The sequence below is a fragment of the Streptomyces sp. NBC_01454 genome (assembly GCF_036227565.1).
GTDB lineage: Bacteria > Actinomycetota > Actinomycetes > Streptomycetales > Streptomycetaceae > Streptomyces.
Map to the genome: position 1 here is coordinate 2,590,802 of NZ_CP109460.1, position 19,527 is coordinate 2,610,328.

19 protein-coding genes are annotated in these 19,527 nt (G+C 70.5%); 4 read left to right on the forward strand and 15 right to left on the reverse strand.

The genetic code is table 11. The annotated features are described in order from the left end of the window. Positions 1-118 precede the first annotated feature (118 nt). Positions 119-781: an endonuclease NucS gene (gene nucS, locus OIU81_RS11150; protein WP_329146377.1), complete on the forward strand. Its 663-nt coding sequence runs from the start codon at positions 119-121 to the stop codon at positions 779-781. A gap of 117 nt (positions 782-898) precedes the next feature. Here the strand turns inward: nucS and OIU81_RS11155 are convergent, their stop codons facing one another. The 3 genes from OIU81_RS11155 to OIU81_RS11165 all read right to left on the reverse strand — a co-directional run bounded on the left by OIU81_RS11155 (position 899) and on the right by OIU81_RS11165 (position 5,119). Beyond that, positions 899-3,439 (reverse strand): ATP-binding protein, encoded by a 2,541-nt coding sequence (locus OIU81_RS11155; RefSeq protein ID WP_329146379.1) that lies wholly within the window; start codon positions 3,437-3,439, stop codon positions 899-901. A 362-nt stretch (positions 3,440-3,801) separates the two neighbouring features. After that, entirely contained in the window at positions 3,802-4,125 is a 324-nt protein-coding gene (locus OIU81_RS11160; protein ID WP_006603077.1) for an STAS domain-containing protein, read from the reverse strand. 145 nt (positions 4,126-4,270) lie between these two features. Continuing rightward, a complete protein-coding gene (locus OIU81_RS11165; RefSeq protein ID WP_329146384.1) occupies positions 4,271-5,119 on the reverse strand; it encodes a 3-hydroxyacyl-CoA dehydrogenase family protein in 849 nt (282 codons plus the stop codon). A 585-nt stretch (positions 5,120-5,704) separates the two neighbouring features. Between OIU81_RS11165 and OIU81_RS11170 the strand changes: the two genes are divergently transcribed. After that, on the forward strand, positions 5,705-6,292 hold the full coding sequence (locus OIU81_RS11170) for a cob(I)yrinic acid a,c-diamide adenosyltransferase (RefSeq protein ID WP_329146386.1): 588 nt from the start codon (positions 5,705-5,707) through the stop codon (positions 6,290-6,292). A gap of 140 nt (positions 6,293-6,432) precedes the next feature. Here OIU81_RS11170 and OIU81_RS11175 read toward each other — a convergent pair whose 3' ends face one another. After that, positions 6,433-7,017: a hypothetical protein gene (locus tag OIU81_RS11175; RefSeq protein WP_329146388.1), complete on the reverse strand. Its 585-nt coding sequence runs from the start codon at positions 7,015-7,017 to the stop codon at positions 6,433-6,435. A gap of 173 nt (positions 7,018-7,190) precedes the next feature. Between OIU81_RS11175 and OIU81_RS11180 the strand changes: the two genes are divergently transcribed. Further along, complete coding sequence (locus OIU81_RS11180) at positions 7,191-8,429, forward strand: sensor histidine kinase (RefSeq protein ID WP_329146389.1); 1,239 nt, start codon at positions 7,191-7,193, stop codon at positions 8,427-8,429. Continuing rightward, positions 8,426-9,142 (forward strand): response regulator transcription factor, encoded by a 717-nt coding sequence (locus OIU81_RS11185; protein WP_329146391.1) that lies wholly within the window; start codon positions 8,426-8,428, stop codon positions 9,140-9,142. Before OIU81_RS11180 ends, OIU81_RS11185 begins: the two co-directional genes overlap by 4 nt. A gap of 148 nt (positions 9,143-9,290) precedes the next feature. Here OIU81_RS11185 and OIU81_RS11190 read toward each other — a convergent pair whose 3' ends face one another. The 11 genes from OIU81_RS11190 to OIU81_RS11240 form a co-directional block, all read right to left on the reverse strand. Next, positions 9,291-9,737, reverse strand: coding sequence for a DUF2550 domain-containing protein (locus OIU81_RS11190; protein ID WP_329146393.1), 447 nt, complete (start codon positions 9,735-9,737; stop codon positions 9,291-9,293). A gap of 145 nt (positions 9,738-9,882) precedes the next feature. Beyond that, entirely contained in the window at positions 9,883-10,266 is a 384-nt protein-coding gene (locus tag OIU81_RS11195; RefSeq protein ID WP_329146395.1) for a F0F1 ATP synthase subunit epsilon, read from the reverse strand. 108 nt (positions 10,267-10,374) lie between these two features. Continuing rightward, on the reverse strand, positions 10,375-11,817 hold the full coding sequence (atpD, locus tag OIU81_RS11200) for a F0F1 ATP synthase subunit beta (RefSeq protein WP_329146397.1): 1,443 nt from the start codon (positions 11,815-11,817) through the stop codon (positions 10,375-10,377). Between the two features lie 5 nt (positions 11,818-11,822). Beyond that, on the reverse strand, positions 11,823-12,743 hold the full coding sequence (locus OIU81_RS11205) for a F0F1 ATP synthase subunit gamma (RefSeq protein WP_329146399.1): 921 nt from the start codon (positions 12,741-12,743) through the stop codon (positions 11,823-11,825). A gap of 20 nt (positions 12,744-12,763) precedes the next feature. Next, positions 12,764-14,356 (reverse strand): F0F1 ATP synthase subunit alpha, encoded by a 1,593-nt coding sequence (gene atpA, locus OIU81_RS11210; RefSeq protein WP_329146401.1) that lies wholly within the window; start codon positions 14,354-14,356, stop codon positions 12,764-12,766. Between the two features lie 214 nt (positions 14,357-14,570). Next, positions 14,571-15,386 carry a F0F1 ATP synthase subunit delta gene (locus OIU81_RS11215; protein ID WP_329146403.1) on the reverse strand — a complete coding sequence of 272 codons (816 nt, stop codon included), beginning with the start codon at positions 15,384-15,386 and terminating at the stop codon, positions 14,571-14,573. Continuing rightward, positions 15,383-15,949, reverse strand: a complete 567-nt coding sequence (locus OIU81_RS11220) for a F0F1 ATP synthase subunit B (RefSeq protein ID WP_329146405.1) — start codon at positions 15,947-15,949, stop codon at positions 15,383-15,385. The genes OIU81_RS11215 and OIU81_RS11220 overlap by 4 nt, the downstream gene beginning before the upstream one ends. Before the next feature lie 41 nt (positions 15,950-15,990). Further along, positions 15,991-16,251: an ATP synthase F0 subunit C gene (gene atpE / locus OIU81_RS11225; protein WP_085922929.1), complete on the reverse strand. Its 261-nt coding sequence runs from the start codon at positions 16,249-16,251 to the stop codon at positions 15,991-15,993. A 75-nt stretch (positions 16,252-16,326) separates the two neighbouring features. Next, the gene (gene atpB, locus OIU81_RS11230; protein ID WP_329155038.1) at positions 16,327-17,124 is read right to left on the reverse strand and encodes a F0F1 ATP synthase subunit A; all 798 of its coding nucleotides are present in this window, start codon (positions 17,122-17,124) and stop codon (positions 16,327-16,329) included. A gap of 279 nt (positions 17,125-17,403) precedes the next feature. Then, positions 17,404-17,841, reverse strand: coding sequence for a hypothetical protein (locus OIU81_RS11235; protein ID WP_329146408.1), 438 nt, complete (start codon positions 17,839-17,841; stop codon positions 17,404-17,406). A gap of 289 nt (positions 17,842-18,130) precedes the next feature. After that, complete coding sequence (locus OIU81_RS11240; protein ID WP_329146410.1) at positions 18,131-19,477, reverse strand: MraY family glycosyltransferase; 1,347 nt, start codon at positions 19,475-19,477, stop codon at positions 18,131-18,133. Positions 19,478-19,527: the final 50 nt, after the last annotated feature.

The window sequence follows — 19,527 nt, forward strand, 5'->3', positions numbered from 1 at the left end:
GATTGCACATACAACCGGCCATTGGCGAGCGCCGGGGGTGCGGGGATTTCCCCCGTAAAGGCACAGTGATCCAGGGCGAATCGCGTGCGGGGCCTCCGGTCGAGTAGCGTTTCGCCCCATGCGTCTCGTCATCGCCCGCTGCTCCGTGGACTACGCGGGCCGGCTCACCGCCCACCTCCCCTCGGCCCCTCGCCTCATCCTGGTGAAGGCTGACGGCTCCGTCTCCGTTCACGCGGACGACCGGGCCTACAAACCCCTCAACTGGATGTCGCCGCCGTGCACCCTCAAGGAGGGCGACGGAGACGTGTGGACGGTCGAGAACAAGGGCGGCGAGAAGCTCATCATCACCCTCGAGGAGGTCATGCACGACTCCTCGCACGAACTCGGCGTCGACCCCGGGCTCATCAAGGACGGTGTGGAGGCGCACCTCCAGGAGCTGCTCGCGGACCGGATCGAAACCCTCGGCGAGGGATACTCCCTGATTCGGCGTGAATACCCCACTGCCATCGGCCCGGTGGATATCTTGTGCCGGGATGCCGATCACCGGACCGTCGCCGTGGAGATCAAGCGGCGCGGTGAGATCGACGGCGTCGAGCAGCTCACCCGCTATCTCGAACTCCTCAACCGTGACCCGCATCTGGCCCCGGTGAAGGGCGTCTTCGCCGCTCAGGAGATCAAGCCGCAGGCACGGGTGCTGGCCACCGACCGCGGTATCGACTGTGTCGTCCTGGACTACAACGCGCTGCGCGGCATCGAGGACGACAAGCTCCGGCTGTTCTGACCCCGCCGGCCCCTGGGGAGCTTCTCAGCCATGATCCCCGGGGGCGGACCCCGGAGACGGCACAGCGCAACGGCCCGGTCGTGGACCGGGCCGTTGCGCTGTGCCGGGTGCGGGCCGTCAGCCCGCCGAGGAACTCGCCGTGCCGGCGGAGGAGGCGCCGCCGTCCGACGGCGTGCCGCCGGCCGAACCGCCCCCCGTGGAACCGCCGGACGGAGCGGCCGCGGACTGCGAGGGGCTCTGCGTCGTCGGGTTGCCGGTAGGGGTCTGGGACGCCGAGCTGCTCGGGGTGTCCGACGGCGTGGGACTGCTCGGTTCGCCGGTCGGCGGCTTCGTGGGACGGGTCGGCCGGCCGGTGGGCGTGGTGGGCCGCCCGGTCGGTTCGGTGGGGCCGGTCGTCGGGTCCGTCGGGCCGGTGCCGGGCCCGGTGGGCGAACCACTGGCGCTGGGGCTGCCGGCCGACGGGGAGGGGGGCACCGGGTGCCCGGGGGTGCCGGGGCGGGAGGTGCCGGGCCGCGCCGGCTGCTGACCGGTGCCGGTGGCGGGCTGTTCCGCCGGGGTGTCGGTGGCGGCGCCGTCGTCGGTGCTCTGTTCGGTGCTGACCTTGTCGTCGTGGTGCTCGTTGCCGGACGGCATGCTGAGGGTGACGACGGTGCCGAGGACGGCGACCAGCAGGGCGCCCGCGCCGGCGGCCACGACGTTGCGGCGGGCCTTGCCGAACACCCGCTTGCCGCCTGCCGCGCCGCCCACGGTCACGGCCGGGACGGCCGTCGTGGCGGCGGACGGGGAGGAGCCACGGGCGACGACCGTCGCCGCCCCCTCGGCACGCGGCGCCCGCGGCGTCGCCGCCGTCACGCCGCCGGCCGGTGTGGCGGCCGCGCTCTTCGCCAGGTCCGTCCTGCGCGCGGCGGCGCCCGGCGCCTGCGGCAGGATGCTGGTGGCCGCGGCGGCGGCAGCGGCCCGGGAGCTGTCGGTGACCAGCGCCAGGGCGCGGCGTCCGGCCACCGCGCCGTTGCGGTCGGAGAGCACCCCGCGCAGCCCGATCGAGGCCTCCAGCTCGGCGCGCGCCCGGTCGAGGTTGCCGGTGCACAGCGCCAGCACCCCCAGCTCGTGGTGGAAGTAGGCCTCCTCGGCGACCTCACCGGCCAGCCGTGCGGCCTCCTGGCCGTGCCGCAGGGTGCGCTCCCAGGCGTTCCAGTGCAGCGCCGCGGCGAACGCCGGGGCGGCCGTACGGGCCAGCAGCACGGCCGCGCTGGTGTGCCCGCTCTCCCGGCTGCCGGTCAGCACGCCCATCGCGGCCAGCGCCACATCGGCCTCCGCGGCGGCCCGCTCGGGGGTGACCGAGGGGTGGCCGGCCCACCAGGTGTAGTGCTGGGCGACGGTGTGCGCGCGGGCGGCGGCGCCGTCCGCGTAGCCGGCCGCGGTCAGCTGGTCCTGGACGGTGGCGGCGAGCCGGTAGTGGCCGGCGACCGGGGTGATCAGGCCGCAGGCCAGCAGGTCGCCGAGGGCGGCGTCGGCATGGGTGTCCTCGGTGAGGGCCGGCAGATGCGCCTGGTGCGGCAGCTCGCCGCCGAGGGCGACGGCCAGGCGCAGCGTCTCCCGGGCGGCCTCGCTCAGCCGCGAGGCCAGCAGCGGGGCGGGGGCGGCGGCCTCACCGAGGGACGGCAGCGGCACCTCGGGGTGGTCGCCCGCCCCGCCGGCCGATTCGCCGGCGTCCGGCGCCTCCGCGGGGAAGAGGCCGTAGCCGTCGTCCAGGGCGCCCGGCCCGGCGAGCAGCCGGTCGCGCTGCCGCAGCAGGGCGGCCGCCTGCACGAACCGCAGCGGCAGCCCCTCGGACTCGAACCAGAGGTCGGCGGCCCAGGCCTCCTCGTCGTCGGTGAGCGGCCGGTCCACGGCGCGCTCCAGCATCCGTACGCAGCCACCGCGGCCGAGGCCGCCGAGGAAGACCTCTTCGAGGTGCGAGGCGGGGCTGGGGGCCGCGACGTCGGGGGTGGCGGCGATCAGGAAGGCACATTCGGGGGTGGCGTCGAGCAGCTCGTCGAGCGCGGCGCCGCCGAACTCCAGGTCGTCCAGGACGACGATCGCGCCGATGCCGGCGACCCTGCGCAGCATCCCGGCCCGGTCGGGCCGGTGCTGCGGGGCCCGGTGGACGGCTGCGAACAGCGCGTAGAGCAGGTCGGTGGCGTTGCGGTGGTAGCCGGACAGCCGGATCACACCGTCCGGTGCGAGCTCGGCGCAGGCCTCGGCGACGGCGTCCAGCAGCCGGGTACGGCCCGAGCCGGAGGGGCCGGTGACGCGTACCGAGCGGCCGCGGGAGAGCAGCCGTACCAGGCGCTCGGTGTCCTCGGTGCGCTCTTCGAGGACGGTCTGCTGCCCGGCGGCCCCGGACGGGCCCGGGGGCGCCGCCGCGCGGGCGGCCGCGTCGCGTTCCTCCTGGTCGAGCTTGCCGGGGGCAGCGGGGACCTCACCCGGCGGGCAGGGTTCTATTTCGCTGCCGTCGACGGGATTGACGGTGAGGAGGTAGGCGCCGGAGACGACCCGGACGACGCGGGCGAGCCCCCTGGAGCCGCTCTGCGGGCCGCCGAGCGCGGGGGCCGCAGGCTCGGCGGGGCCGTCCTGCTCGCCGTACTCCTCGGATCCCCGGTGCGTGTTCGGGTCCATGCTGAAAGCTCCCAGATGCTTCGTTCCGCGCCGCCTCCGCCGGGCACCCAGGAGGCCGGGCGTCGTGCCGGCTGCGCTGCTCCGGCTCCGGCGGCTGGTCGTTCGCCGTCGCGTCCGGTCCGGATTCCCGCCGCGGATAATGGCATACGGGCGGGAACCGAACCCTAGACCTGGAGCGCGCCCGGCACGCCGCCGGGGCCCGGTCCTGACCGGAACTTCCGGGATTGGCCGGTATCGCGCTGTTTACGACATTTCTCTTACGCAGCGCGTCACGCTTTATCGCGCTGCGCCGTGCGTTTCCGATCGCCCGGTCCCCGTCCCGACGCCGTGCGCGGGCCGTCCGGGCGGCGAAGCGCCCCGTGTCACACCCGGGGAAGCGTTTCCGCTTCGATGCCGCCCTCGATGGCGAGGATGCGGTGCAGCCGGGTGGCGACCAGCAGGCGCTGCATCTGGGGCGGCACTCCCCGCAGTACGAGCCTGCGGTTGACCCGGCCCGCACGGCGGTGCGCGCCCATGATCACACCGAGGCCGGTGGCATCCCAGGAATCCAGCTCGGTCAGGTCCAGCACGAGATCGCCCCGACCGGAGTCGACGGCGGCGTGCAGGGCCGTTCGGGCGTCCGCCGCGCTGCGGACGTCGAGGCGGCCCCCGACGACCAGCTCGGCGTGGTCGCCCCTGATGTGCATATGCGCTCCCCGGTGTCATGGGTGGTGCCTGGACGTCTACAGAACTGACTGCCTCTCATGCGGCGAAGTTGCCGCCTGTAAGCGAACCGATACCCGAATTCACCCCGCGGGGTGAGCCGATCGGGCCGACGGCCCTGACGCGGCATCAGTGCGTGTAGAAGCCCTGCCCACTCTTGCGTCCGATATCGCCCGCATCGACCATCCGGCGCATGATCTCCGGCGGTGCGAACTTCTCGTCCTGGGACTCGGTGTAGATGTTGTCGGTGGCGTGCATCAGGATGTCGATGCCCGTCAGGTCGGCGGTGGCGAGCGGTCCCATCGCGTGGCCGAAGCCCAACTTGCAGGCGGTGTCGATGTCCTCGGCGCTGGCCACGCCCGACTCGTAGAGCTTGGTGGCCTCGACGACCAGCGCCGAGATCAGGCGGGTGGTCACGAAACCGGCCACGTCACGGTTGACGACGACGCAGGTCTTGCCGACCGACTCGGCGAACTGCCGGGCGGTGGCGAGGGTTTCGTCGCTGGTCTTGTAGCCGCGCACCAGCTCGCACAGCTGCATCATCGGCACCGGCGAGAAGAAGTGCGCACCGACGACCCGCTCCGGGCGGGAGGTCGCCGCCGCGATCTTGGTGATCGGGATGGCGGACGTGTTGGAGGCCAGCACCGCCTCGTCCTTGACGAGCTTGTCCAGCGTCTGGAAGATCTCCCGCTTGACGTCGATCCGCTCGAAGACGGCCTCGACGACGATGTCGGCCTCGGCGGTGGCTTCCAGGTCGGTCGTGGTGGTGATGCGGGCCAGCGCCTGTTCGGCGTCGGACGCCGCGAGCTTGCCCTTGGCGACGAACTTCTCGTACGAGGCCTCGATGCCACCCTTGCCCCGGGCCAGCGCCTCGTCCGTCACGTCGCGGAGGACCACGTCCCAGCCCGCCTGGGCCGAGACCTGCGCGATACCGGACCCCATGAGTCCGGCGCCGATGACGGCGAGCTTCTTTGCCACTGCTGTCCCCTCACACCCTGTGCATTTGACGGTCGTGGGTGACGTTAGCGGTCGTGAGCGATCCTTTGGAGGGTAAGAGATGCGCGTCACGTCTCGGATGACGGACATCACACCGACGGGGTGCGCCCCGGGGGGAACGATCCGGACAGTCCGTCGTCAGTCGGCTGTCCGTACGGCGTAGTTGAGCACCTTTTCCCCGGCATCTCCGCCCTCTCGTCGAGGGGGACCGGCGCCTCCCGGGCGCCTCCGCGGGCCGGCGGCCGGCCCACCTCGCCTGCGCGATCCGGTGCGTCAGGCTCCGGTGGACCCAGGTGATCTGGCCCGCCATCAGGCCCGGCAGCCACTCGCCCACCGGGGCGCCGGTCTCCTCCCGGAGGATCTCCGCGAGGTGGTCGCGGACCTCCTCCCGAAGCTGCCGGAGACGGGGGCCTGCGGGTGGGCGCCTGCTTCACCACGCGCAGGAAGCCCTCGTACCCCTCCCCCGCTCCGCCCTCTCGCGGACGCGGTACGGGCGGCGCCCGGTCGCGGTGTCCATGACTCTGTGCAGCCGGGCCTCCCCCAGGTCCGCGGCGTAGGCTCGTCCGTATGGTGAATCTGACGCGCATCTACACCCGCACCGGCGACAAGGGCACCACCGCCCTGGGCGACATGAGCCGTACCGCCAAGACCGACTCGCGGATCGCGGCGTACGCGGACGCCAACGAGGCCAACGCGGCCATCGGTGTGGCGTTGGCGCTCGGCTCGCTCCCCGAGGACGTCACCGCGGTGCTGCTGCGGGTGCAGAACGACCTCTTCGACGTCGGCGCGGACCTCTCCACGCCGGTGGTGGAGAACCCGGAGTTCCCGCCGCTGCGCGTCGAGCAGAGCTACATCGACAAGCTGGAGGCCGACTGCGACCGCTTCCTGGCGGAGCTGGAGAAGCTGCGCAGCTTCATCCTCCCCGGCGGGACGGCCGGTGCCGCGCTGCTGCACCAGGCGTGCACGGTCGTCCGCCGCGCCGAGCGCGCGACCTGGGCGGCCTTCGAGGAGCACGGCGCCACAGGAAAGGACGGCAGCATGAACCCGCTGACCGCCACCTACCTCAACCGCCTCTCCGACCTCCTGTTCATCCTGGCGCGTACGGCCAACAAGGAGGTCGGGGACGTGCTGTGGGTGCCGGGCGGGGAGCGCTGATCCCTGCTGCGCCCTGCCCCGGCCGGGCGGGGCGCGGAGCGGTCCTGGCGCGGAACGGTCCTGGCGCGGAACGGTCCTGGCGCGGAACGGTCCTGGCGCGGAACGGTCCTGGCGCGGAGCGGTCCTGGCGCGGAGCGGTCCTAGCGCGGCGTCTTCTGCCGCGGCCCGGCCGCTTCGGCTTCGCCGGCGGTGCGGCCCGGATCCTTCCTCGGCCACACCAGATAGCTCAGCGCGATCACGCCGTGCAGGATGACCACCCGCAGCGCGGTGGTCTGCCAGTCACGCAGGGAGGCGGTGTCGCCGTCGCCGACGTACCAGATCGCGCACTGCAGCAACGCGGCGGCGACGGTGGCCATCAGCACCGTGCGCAGCCACAGCGAGCCCTCGTGCCGGGCGCGGGCCATCCCGTGGCGGGGCGGCTTCACCGGCGGCGGGCCGCCCGCGAAGCGGTGCGCGACGCGCCCGTCGACCCACGTGATCGTGTAGTGGCCGTAGGCGACGGTGTAGCCGATGTACAGCGCGGCCAGCCCGTGTTTCCAGTCCGCCGTCGCCCCGTTCTTCAGGTCGATCGCGGTAACGATCAGCAACACCAGCTCCAGCAGCGGCTCCAGCAGCAGCACCGCGGCGCCGGTGCGCCGCATCCCTGCCAGGTAGCGCAGCGCCAGACCGGCCACCAGCAGCACCCAGAAGCCGACCTCACAGGCAATGATCAGCGTGACGACCACGGCTGTCCCCTTTCCCGGCCCTTGAGCCGCACCACTTGAGCCTTTCAGCGGCCGCCGCCCGGCACCTCGTCGTCCGCGACGATCCGGGCCTGCATCTTTCGATGTAGCCCGCCTCCCTGCGGGGTGTCCCCTACGTGGAGGCAGCGGGCCGTGCCGCCGTGTTGGATGGAGGGGTGATTGCCCGGTCCACCACCGCCACCGCCACCGCCGGCCGGCCGCACCGCGACGATGTGCTCCTCGCGGGCGGCGGGCTGCTCAGCGGGCTGCTGCTGTGGGCGCTGGGGCTGCACGGCGGTCCCCCGCTGCTGGGGCTGCCGCCCGCGCTGACCCTGCTCTCGCTCGCCGCGATGTCGCTGGCGGAGCTGTTGCGCCGTACGGCCCCGCTGGTGGCGCTGGCCGTCTCGGTGCCGGCCCTGGTGCTGGACGTCTGCGCCGGCACCCTGATCGCCACCGTGCTGATGTTCACGGACGTGGTCTATGCGGCGGTGCTCTACGGCCCGGCCGGCGCGGCCCGCCGGATCCCGCTGCACTGCGTCCTGGTGACGGTCCTGGGGACCGGCGTGCTGACCGCGGTATGGCACAGTCCGCAGGTCGTCCTGGCCGCGATCGGCCTCGCCCTGGTCACCATCGCCCCGGCGTCGACCGGCCTGATGCTCCGTGAACACCGTGACGCCGCGGAGGCCGCCAGGCTGCGGGCCGAACGGATCGCGCTGCTGGCCGAACGGGACCGGGCACAGGCGGTGGCCGGCGAACGGGCCCGGATGGCGCGCGAGCTGCACGACATGGTCGCCAACCACCTGTCCGCCATCGCGATCCACTCCACCGCGGCGCAGTCCATCGACGACCCGTCGGCGACCCGCGAGGCGCTCGGGGTGATCCGCGAGAACAGCGTGCAAGGTCTGTCCGAAATGCGCCGTCTCATCAAGCTGTTGCGGGACCCGGGAACCACTGGCCCGGACGGCACCCCCGCCGCGACCCCCACCCTCGACGGCCTGGACGCCCTGCTCGACCAGGCCCGTACGAGCGGCGCGAGCAGCGGACTGACCTTCGTGCTGGACGACGCCCGCGAACCGCACGGCACCGGGGCCGCGCCGGGGCCCGCGGCCCCGGTCGAGCGGGCCGCGTACCGCATCGTCCAGGAAGCACTGACCAACGCGCTCAAGCACGCCGCCCCCGGCGAGGTGCGCATACGACTCGCCCGGGAGCGCGACGGGGCGCTCACCGTCGCCGTCCGCAGCCCGTTCACCGACCGGCGCGGCCCCCGGGCACCCGGCTCCGGCACCGGTCTGATCGGGATGCGCGAGCGGATCGCCCTGCTGGGCGGGGCGTTCACGGCCGGACCGGCGCAGGAGCCGGACGGCCGGGTCTGGCTGGTACGGGCAGCGCTGCCCGCCGAGGAGGAAGCATCATGACCACCGGCAGCGCGGCGGACGTGACCGCCGGCGGCGCGGCGGAGCCGATCCGGGTTCTGGTCGCCGAGGACCAGTCCGCCGTCCGGGCCGGACTCGTCCTCATCCTGCGTTCCGTCCCCGATATCGAGGTCGTCGGGGAGGCCGCGGACGGCGAGGAGGCGGTACGGCTCGCCCGCGCGCTGCGCCCCGCGCTTGTCCTCATGGACATCCAGATGCCCCGGCTCGACGGGGTCTCCGCCACCCGGCGGATCGTCGCCGAGCAGCTCGCGGACGTGCTGGTGCTGACCACCTTCGACCTGGACGAATACGTCTTCGGGGCGCTGCGGGCGGGGGCCGCGGGCTTTCTGCTCAAGGACAGCGACGCGGCCACGCTGCTGACCGCGGTACGCACCGTGGCGGCCGGCGAGGGGCTGATCGCGCCGGCGGTGACCCGGCGGCTGCTCGCGGAGTTCGCCGGTCCCCGGACGGCGAACCGTCCGGCGCACGAGGGGACGGCGCCCGATCCGGGGGTCCTGGACGCGCTGACGCCGCGCGAGCGGGAGGTGCTGGGGTGTCTGGGGCTCGGGCTGTCGAACGCCGATATCGCACTGCGGCTGGTGATGGCCGAGGCCACCGTGAAGACACACGTCAGCCGGCTGCTGGGAAAACTGGAGCTGCGCAGCCGGGTACAAGCGGCCGTGCTGGCGAGGGAATTGGGGGTGGAGGGGCCGTAGGGGGTGGCGCCCAGGGGGCAGGCCGTTGGGGGCGGGCCGTAGGGCGACGAGCCGTAGGTGGTGGCCGAACGGATCCCGTAGGGGTTACCGGCGCCCCCTTCGGGGCCTCAACGCGGCGGGCCCGGCGGACATTCCCAGCCTCCTCGACTCACGCCACATTCACCCGCTGCCCGGGCGGTGCCGCCTCCAGCCAGGCGAGGAAGCCGGTGAGCGCGTCCTCGCTCATCGCCAGTTCCAGGCGGGTGCCGCGGTGCCCGCAGGCCAGCACGATCGAGTCGGAGAGCAGCGCCAGCTCCTCCTCGCCCTGGGGGGTGCGGCGCTCCAGGACCTCGATGGCGGAGCGCTCCAGCACCCGGCGTGGCCGGGGCGCGTAGGAGAACACCCGGAACCACTCGATCCGGTCGCCGTTGTAGCGCGCCACACCGTAGATCCAGCCCTTGCCGCCGGACTCTTTCTCCGGCACGTTCCAGCGCAGGCTGCAGTCGAAGGTGCCGCCGGATCGCTGGATGAGCCGCCGCCGCAGTCCGAAGACGAACAGCCCCAGCAGCACCAGGACCACCACGACCGCGCCGCTCACAAGCAGAGCGAGGACCATCTCGACCGACCTCCTCGCCTCGGTGGGGGTGCCCCCGGACGGAGCCCGGGAGCAGGGAAACGCACCTGCATTGCCTCAGCCGCGGGCCGCTCCGGAGTGTTCCGGGCAGCCCGCGGCTGAGGATCGATCTCGTCGGTGCCGGGGCTCAGTGAACGCCCGTCACCGCACGCAGCCGGGAATCGGCGCGGCGCTCGGCGGCCGCGTCGGCCTCCGACTTCGCTCGCTCCAGGGCCCGCTCCGCGCGCTGGACATCGATCTCGTCAGACAGTTCCGCGATCTCCGCGAGCAGAGACAGCTTGTTGTCGGCGAACGAGATGAAACCGCCGTGCACCGCGGCGACGACGGTGCCGTCCCCGCTCTCACCGGTCGTACGAATCGTCACCGGGCCCGACTGCAGCACGCCCAGCAGCGGCTGGTGTCCGGGCATGACGCCGATGTCGCCCGACGAGGTGCGCGCGACGACCAGGCTGGCCTTGCCCGACCAGACCTTGCGGTCCGCGGCGACCAACTCGACGTGCAGCTCAGCCACGATGGCTCCTCGGGTCTCCACCTGCCTGGTGCGGCAGGTGTTGGGTCAAATACTAGTGGTCGTGCACACCGGGGGCGGCCAGGGCCGCCCCCGGGGCCGATACCGGGGTCAGGAGACGCCCAGCTCCTTGGCGTTGTTCTTGAGGTCCTCAAGACCACCGCACATGAAGAAGGCCTGCTCCGGGAAGTGGTCGAACTCGCCGTCGGCGATCGCGTTGAACGCCGCGACCGTCTCGTCCAGCGGCACGTCCGAGCCGTCCACACCGGTGAACTGCTTGGCCACGTGGGTGTTCTGCGACAGGAACCGCTCGATCCGCCGGGCGCGGTAGACCGTGAGACGGTCCTCCTCGCCGAGCTCGTCCATACCCAGAATCGAGATGATGTCCTGGAGGTCCTTGTACTTCTGCAGGATCGTCTTGACGCGCGAGGCGCAGTCGTAGTGGTCCTGCGAGATGTAGCGGGGGTCCAGGATCCGGGACGTCGAGTCCAGCGGGTCCACCGCCGGGTAGATGCCCTTCTCCGAGATCGGACGCGACAGAACGGTGGTCGCGTCCAGGTGGGCGAAGGTGGTCGCCGGCGCCGGGTCGGTCAGGTCGTCCGCGGGGACGTAGATCGCCTGCATGGAGGTGATCGAGTGACCACGGGTCGAGGTGATGCGCTCCTGGAGGAGACCCATCTCGTCGGCCAGGTTCGGCTGGTAACCCACCGCGGAGGGCATCCGGCCGAGCAGGGTCGACACCTCGGAACCCGCCTGGGTGTACCGGAAGATGTTGTCGATGAAGAACAGCACGTCCTGCTTCTGCACATCGCGGAAGTACTCCGCCATGGTCAGACCGGCCAGGGCGACGCGCAGACGGGTGCCCGGCGGCTCGTCCATCTGACCGAAGACCAGCGCGGTCTTGTCGATGACGCCGGACTCCGACATTTCCTCGATGAGGTCGTTGCCCTCACGGGTGCGCTCGCCGACACCGGCGAACACCGACACACCGTCGTGGTTGTTGGCCACGCGGTAGATCATTTCCTGGATCAGAACGGTCTTGCCGACACCGGCACCACCGAACAGACCGATCTTGCCGCCCTTGACGTACGGGGTCAGCAGGTCGATGACCTTGATGCCGGTCTCGAACATCTCGGTCTTGGACTCGAGCTGGTCGAAGCCGGGCGCCTTGCGGTGGATGGGCCAGCGCTCGGTGACCTCGGCAGCCGCCTCCGGCTTGTTGAGGATCTCACCGAGGGTGTTGAACACCTTGCCCTTGGTGATGTCGCCGACGGGCACGGTGATGCCGTTGCCGGTGTTGGTCACCGAGGCCTGGCGGACCAGACCGTCGGTGGGCTGCATCGAAATCGCGCGGACCAGGCCCTCGCCCAGGTGCTGGGCGACCTCGAGCGTCAGGATCTTCTTCTTGCCGGCGTCGGCCGGGTCGGAGACCTCGACGGTCAGCGCGTTGTAGATCTCGGGCATCGCGTCGACGGGGAACTCCACGTCGACGACCGGGCCGATGACCCGCGCGACGCGGCCCGTTGCCGTGGCCGTTTCAACAGTGGTGGTCATAGTGGTCAGTCACTCCCCGCGGTCGCGTCGGCCAGAGCACTGGCACCACCGACGATCTCGCTGATTTCCTGGGTGATTTCGGCCTGTCGGGCCTCATTGGCAAGCCGCGAGAGCGACTTGATGAGCTCTTCCGCGTTGTCGGTCGCCGACTTCATCGCACGGCGCGTGGCGGCGTGCTTGGAGGCGGCGGCCTGCAGAAGCGCGTTGTAGATCCGCGACTCGACGTACCGCGGCAGCAGGGCGTCCAGGACGTCCTCGGCCGACGGCTCGAAGTCGAAGAGCGGAAGGATCTCGCCCGTGACCGACTCCTCGGACTCCGCCACGGCCTTGTCCAGGCTGAGCGGCAGCAGCCGGTCGTCGAGCGCCGTCTGCGTCATCATCGAGACGAACTCGGTGTAGACGATGTGGAGTTCGTCCACGCCGCCCTCGGCGGTGTCCTTCTGGACGGCCTCGATCAGCGGTGCGGCGATCGCCTTCGCGTCCCCGTACACCGGGCTGTCGGTGAAGCCGGTCCACGACTCCACGACCTTGCGCTCGCGGAAGCTGTAGTACGACACACCCTTGCGGCCGACGATGTAGGCGTCGACCTCCTTGCCCTCGGCCTTGAGCCGCTCGGTGAGCTGCTCCGCGGCCTTGATGACGTTGGCGGAGTAGCCGCCGGCCAGGCCGCGGTCGCTCGTGACGAGCAGCAGCGCGGCCCGGGTCGGGTTCTCCACCTCGGTGGTCAGCGGGTGCTGGGTGTTCGAGCCCGTGGCAACCGCTGTCACCGCGCGGGTCAGTTCACTCGCGTACGGCGTCGATGCCGCCACCTTGCGCTGCGCCTTGACGACGCGCGAGGCGGCGATCATCTCCATCGCCCTGGTGATCTTCTTGGTCGCGGTGACGGAGCGGATGCGACGCTTGTAGACCCGGAGCTTGGCTCCCATGGATCAGGTCCCTTCCGTCGTCACTTGCTGGTGCCGGCCGGGGCGTCCTCGCCGAGCAGCTTGCCGTCCGAGGTCTCGAACTGCTGCTTGAAGCCGTCGACGGCCTCGGCGATCGCACCGATGGTGTCGTCGGACATCTTGCCGCCCTCGCGGATGCTGGTCAGCAGGTCCTTCTTCTCCCGGTGCAGGTGGTCGAGGAGCTCCCGCTCGAAGCGGCGGATGTCCTCGACCGGGACGTCGTCCATCTTGCCGTTGGTGCCGGCCCAGACGGAGATGACCTGGTCCTCGGTGGGGTACGGGGCGTACTGAGCCTGCTTGAGCAGCTCGGTCATACGCTTACCGCGCTCCAGCTGCGCCTTGGAGGCCGCGTCCAGGTCGGAACCGAAGGCGGCGAAGGCCTCCAGCTCGCGGTACTGGGCGAGGTCCACGCGGAGCCGGCCGGAGACCTGCTTCATGGCCTTGTGCTGGGCCGAGCCACCGACGCGGGAGACGGAGATACCCACGTTCAGCGCCGGGCGCTGGCCCGCGTTGAAGAGGTCCGACTCCAGGAAGCACTGGCCGTCGGTGATGGAGATGACGTTGGTCGGGATGAACGCCGACACGTCGTTCGCCTTGGTCTCGACGATCGGCAGACCGGTCATCGAACCGGAACCCATCTCGTCGGAGAGCTTGGCGCAGCGCTCCAGCAGACGCGAGTGCAGGTAGAAGACGTCGCCCGGGTAGGCCTCACGGCCCGGCGGACGGCGCAGCAGCAGGGACACGGCGCGGTAGGCGTCGGCCTGCTTCGAGAGGTCGTCGAAGATGATCAGGACGTGCTTGCCCTGGTACATCCAGTGCTGGCCGATGGCCGAGCCGGTGTAGGGCGCCAGGTACTTGAAGCCCGCCGGGTCGGACGCCGGGGCGGCGACGATGGTGGTGTACTCCAGGGCGCCGGCCTCCTCCAGCGCACCGCGCACGGACGCGATGGTGGAGCCCTTCTGGCCGATGGCGACGTAGATGCAGCGGACCTGCTTCTTCGGGTCGCCCGAGCGCCAGTTGTCGCGCTGGTTGATGATCGTGTCGACGGCCAGGGCGGTCTTGCCGGTCTGGCGGTCGCCGATGATCAGCTGACGCTGGCCACGGCCGATCGGCACCATCGAGTCGACGGCCTTGTAGCCGGTCTCCATCGGCTCGTGGACCGACTTACGGACCATGACGCCCGGAGCCTGCAGCTCCAGGGCGCGGCGGCCCTCGGACTCGATCTCGCCGAGGCCGTCGATCGGGTTGCCCAGCGGGTCGACGACGCGGCCGAGGTAGCCCTCGCCCACGGCGACCGAGAGCACCTCACCGGTGCGCTGCACCGGCTGGCCCTGCTCGATGCCGCTGAACTCACCGAGGATGACCGCACCGATCTCGCGCTCTTCCAGGTTCAGCGCAAGACCGAGGGTGCCGTCCTCGAACTTCAGCAGTTCGTTCGCCATCGCCGAGGGAAGGCCCTCGACATGCGCGATGCCGTCTCCGGCATCACTGACCGTGCCGACCTCCTCGCGCGAGGCCGCGTCCGGCTTGTACGCCTGGACGAAGTTCTCCAGCGCGTCCCGGATCTCCTCCGGCCGGATCGTGAGCTCCGCCATCTGGGTTCCCTGCTCTCCTTGTTGGGCCCGAAGTTACTTGCGGGTGTCTGGGGGGCTGTCCCCCAGGGGGTTTCCGCTTACGGCCCAACTCGGGCCGCCGTCATGCTTGTGCTGGTCCCCGGGGCCTGTTCCGGACCGCAGCCGGACCTCTCGGTCCGGCCGGCTGGTCCGGCGCCTGGCCGCCGGTTGTGCAGCTCTTGAGTTGGTGGCTGGGTCAGCCGGCCATCCGCCGGGCCGCCTCGTCGAGGCGGTCCGCGATGGTCCCGTTGATGACCTCGTCGCCGATCCGCACCTGGACCCCGCCGAGGACCTCGGGGTCCACGTCGAGGTTCAGATGGATCTGCCGTCCGTACAGCTGCGTCAGGGAAGCGCCCAGGCGCTGCCGCTGCCCTTCGCTGAGGGGCACCGCGGAGGTGACCACCGCGACCATCCGGTCCCGGCGGCTCGCCGCCAGCTTGGAGAGGGCGTCGAGCCCCGCCTCCAGGTTACGACCCCGCGGCTGTGCGACAAGACGGATCACCACTCGCTCGGTGACCGGGTTGCCCCGGCCGCCCAGCAGCGTGTGCAGCAGGTCCGTCTTGGCCGCGACCGTCGCGTTCCGGTCGGTCAGCGCACGACGCAGCTCGGGGTTCGAGCTCACGATCCGGCCGAACCGGAAGAGCTCGTCCTCGACGTCGTCGAGCTGACCGGCCCGCTGCGCGGCGACGAGGTCGGCGCTGTAGGCCAGCTCCTCGAGCGCGTCCGTCAGGTCACGCGAGCGCGACCACCGGGAGCGGACCATGCCGGTCACCAGGTCGGCGGCCGGACCGCCGACCCGGCTGCCGAGCAGCCGTCCGGCCAGTTCGGCGCGGGCCTCACCGGCCTGCGCCGGGTCGGTCAGGACCCGACGCAGCGACACCTCGCGGTCGAGCAGAGCGGTGACGGCAGCAAGCTCCTCGGCGAGCTTCGCCGCGTCGACGGAGGTGCTGTCCGTCAGCGCGTTGAAACGCTCGCGTGCGGAGGCGAGTGCCTCGCGGCTCGCTCCGTTCATCGGCCGGCCTCAGCCTTCGTCGTGTCCGACGCCGCCTTGGCCTCGACCTCGTCGAGGAAGCGGTCGATGGTCCGGCTCTGCCGGGCGGCGTCCTCGAGGGACTCGCCGACGAGCTTGCCGGCCAGTTCGGTGGCGAGCTTGCCCACGTCCTGGCGCAGCGACAGCGCAGCCTGCTTGCGGTCAGCCTCGATCTGGGCGTGACCGGCAGCGATGATGTCCTCACGCTGCCGCTGGCCCTCGGCGCGCATCTCAGCGATGAGCGTCGCGCCCTGCTCCTGCGCCTCCTGGCGCAGACGCGCGGCCTCGTGGCGGGCGTCGGCCAGCTGGGCCCGGTAGTCCGCGAGCACCTGCTGAGCCTCGGCCTGAGTCGCCTCGGCCTCCTCAATGCGGCCTTCGATCTGCTTCCGGCGCTCGTCCAGAACCTTGTTGATGTTCGGGAGGAGCTTCTTGGCGAGGAAGCCGAAGACGATGAAGAAAGCGATCAGGCCGATGACCAGCTCTGGAATCGGCGGGATCAGGGGGTTCTCAGGAACCTCCGCCGCCATGTTCGCCAGGGCGTTCACATCAGTGCCTTCCGTCTGAATGGATAGTCGATGCGGTTCGTTTACTGGTAAACGAAGCCCATGACGATGCCGATCAGGGCGAGCGCCTCACAGAAGGCGAAACCCATGATCTGGTTGGTGCGGATCAGGCCGGCCGCCTCGGGCTGACGGGCCAGGGCCTGGGTGCCGTTACCGAAGATGATGCCGACGCCGACGCCGGGGCCGATCGCGGCGAGGCCGTAACCGATCGAGGCGACGTTGCCGACGACGTTGGTCTTGGCGGAGCCGGCGGCGAGGTTGACCATTTCGAGAGCAGCGGACATGCCGTTACTTCCTTCTCATTTCACGTACCGGTGGGGGTTGGCCACCGGACAGCTGTTGGGCTGGGAGAGGGGTGCTCAGTGGTGCTCGGCGAGCGCGCCCTGGACGTAGTTGCAGGCCAGGAGGACGAAGACATACGCCTGGACGGCCTGGATGAAGAGCTCGAAGGCGGTCATCACGATGGTCATCACGAAGGACGCACCCGCGTAGACGATGCCGATGCCGTTCAGCATGTACCAGCTCGCGATCGTGAACAGCAGGATCAGCAGGTGACCCGCGAACATGTTCGCGAAGAGCCGGACCGCGTGCGTGAACGGGCGGATGATCAGGTGCTGGAGCAGCTCGAGCACCATGATCAGCGGCAACACCCAGCCGAGCGACTTGTCATAGCCGGAGATGTTCTTCAGGCCGCCGACGAAGCCCTGCTTCTTGAACGTCAGGTACATCCAGAGGACGTAGACGATCAGGGCCATGCCCACCGGGAACGCGATGACCGACGTCACCGGGAACGCCATGACCGGGATGATCGACCAGAGGTTCATCATCCACACGAAGAAGAACAGCGAGACCATGAAGGGGACGTACTTGTCGCCCTCCCTTTTCCCCAGCGCGTCATAGACGAGCCCGCGGCGCACAAAGTCGTAGCCCGCCTCGCCGATCATCTGCAGCTTTCCGGGCACGACCTTGGCCCGGCCGAATGCGGCCCAGAAGAACCCCACCACCACGATCGTGCTGAGGAACGCCAGCAGCATCGGCTTGTTGAACTCGTAGCCACCGATGGTGAAGAGGGGTTCGAATACGAACGAATGAAGGCCCGGGGCCTCGAAGCCACACCCCGGAATGAAGAGGTGGCACTCCGTGTCGAAGGCGAGCATCGTTTCAGCACTCACCGCGGGCTCCTTCAGCGTGGCGCATGGGTACGGCAACCTCGTTGTGTCGGCGCGGCGTTGAGCCACGGAGCGGCACTGGACTGGTCTTACGGATTAGGGGGCGGCTGGCAGGCGCTGGGCCCGGCCACATCACAGGCATCGGCCGCGAGAACTGCCCGTTCCAGCGCGTGGAACCCGGGAGCTCAGCCGCCTGCGCCATCTGCGCCGCAGTTGGCACCGGACGATAGCAGGCCCGCTTGTGGGCATTTATCTCGGCCCTACGTGTCACGTCGGCGACCCCGCCGTCTCCGCCTTCTTCGTCCCGGCGGAGTCGGGTTCCACGTACAGAGTCTTCGCCTTCATATGACCGTGGGTCTGAGCCGCGATCCATACGAGGGTGGCGCCGAGCAAGGTGAACGCAAATGCCTTGGTGTCGAAGAGTGTTGTGTCCTTGAAGACGATCAGGAACACCAGCACGAACAGGATCTGCGTCGTGTAGAGCAGCAGCCCCATCATCTGGAACAGCTGCGGAAGGCTCTTTGCGGTCTTCTGCAGGACCAGCAGACCGGCCCCCATGACGAGCGCCACCAGCACGGTGCCGACGACGGCGCCGAGCGCTCCTTTCGCGCCTGCGACCGCAACGCTCACAGCAACGGCGACAGCGCCGATGGCGAGCGTGGGCACAAGGGCGTGAAGGAGTAGTCGGGCGTCATTCGACTGCATGGCGGCGCTCCGGCAAAGAATGGGGGTGTGTTCGTCAGGGACGAGCGTAGACCCGGCCTGAGGCGGAACCTGAGGCCCGAGGGCCGTCGCACTAGGGCCCTCCGGCTCTGTCGCCGGGTTTCGTGAACGGTATCACAAACTATTTGATGAGGTCTTTACCTGGTTCGTGTGGACCCTGTCACACCTGAGCGTGAACCTGCGCGTTGGTGCACTGACAGGCCGAATTTTGTCTGGTATAGGGTCAACCCTCCCGATTCCTGACGCACGTTCGAGCGACAGGACGCCGGGATCAACGGTGACTGTCCGCCCTGCGACGGTCCACGAAGCGTGACCGGTCCCCGATCGCGGTGGCACCGTTGATGCCCGCCGGGACCGGCTCCCGCTCCTCCGCCGCCCCGGCGGCGGCCTCGGCCTCGGCCTCCGCGGCCGCCCCGGCCGGGTCCACCACCGCGCGGGCGAGCCGGCGGTAGCGCGGCGGCACCACCCGCTCCGCCCAGCGCGGGGCGCGCGGGGTGAAGCGCGGCAGCAGGAGCAGCACCAGACCGACCGCGCTCAGCAGCACGATGCCCAGCACGATCCACATGCTGGCGTTGTTCGCGGAGTAGGCGACCGCGCCGAAGGCGATCAGCGCCGACCAGAAGTACATGATCAGCACGGCCCGGCTGTGCGAGTGGCCGATCTCCAGCAGCCGGTGGTGCAGGTGGCCGCGGTCGGCGGCGAACGGCGACTGGCCCTGCCACGTACGGCGCACGATCGCCAGGAGCAGGTCGGCGACCGGCACCGCGATGACCGTCAGCGGCAGCAGCAGCGGAATGTAGACGGGCACCATCGCGTGGGTCGCCTCGCGCAGACCGCCGGCCTTCAGGTTGAGCAGGTCCGGGTCGACCTGGCCGGTCACCGAGACCGCGCCGGCGGCCATCACCAGGCCGATCAGCATCGAACCCGAGTCGCCCATGAAGATCCGCGCCGGGTGCATGTTGTGCGGCAGGAAGCCCAGGCACATGCCCATCAGAACGACCGAGAACAGCGTTGCGGGCGCGGCCGCCTCGATGCCATAGCCGAACCACATCCGGTAGGCGTACATGAAGAACGCCGCGGCCGCGATGCACACCATTCCGGAGGCGAGGCCGTCCAGGCCGTCCACGAAGTTCACCGCGTTGATGGTGATGACGACCAGGGCGACGGTCAGCAGCGTGCCCTGCATCGGCGTCAGCGAGACCGTGCCGACGCCGGGGATCGGGATCCACAGGATCGTCAGGCCCTGGAGGACCATCACGCCCGCGGCGATCATCTGGCCGCCGAGCTTGACCAGTGCGTCCACGCCCCACTTGTCGTCCAGGACGCCGAGGATCCAGATCAGCGCGGCGCCGGAGAGCAGCGCCCGTGGCTCGTTGGAGTTCTCGAAGACGCTCTTGAGGTTGGTCAGGTGCGAAGCCACCAGCAGACCGGCGCACAGCCCGCCGAACATGGCGATCCCACCCAGCCGCGGGGTCGGCTCACGGTGCACGTCACGCGCGCGGATCTCCGGCATCGCACCGGCCGCGATCGCGAACTTCCGCACCGGCCCCGTCAGCAGGTAGGTCACCGCGGCCGTGACGCACAGCGTCAGCAGGTATTCACGCACGGGCTGCCCCATCGGTATAGCTGGCCATCACAGCCCCACACCCTATGCGTGTCGGGCCCTCA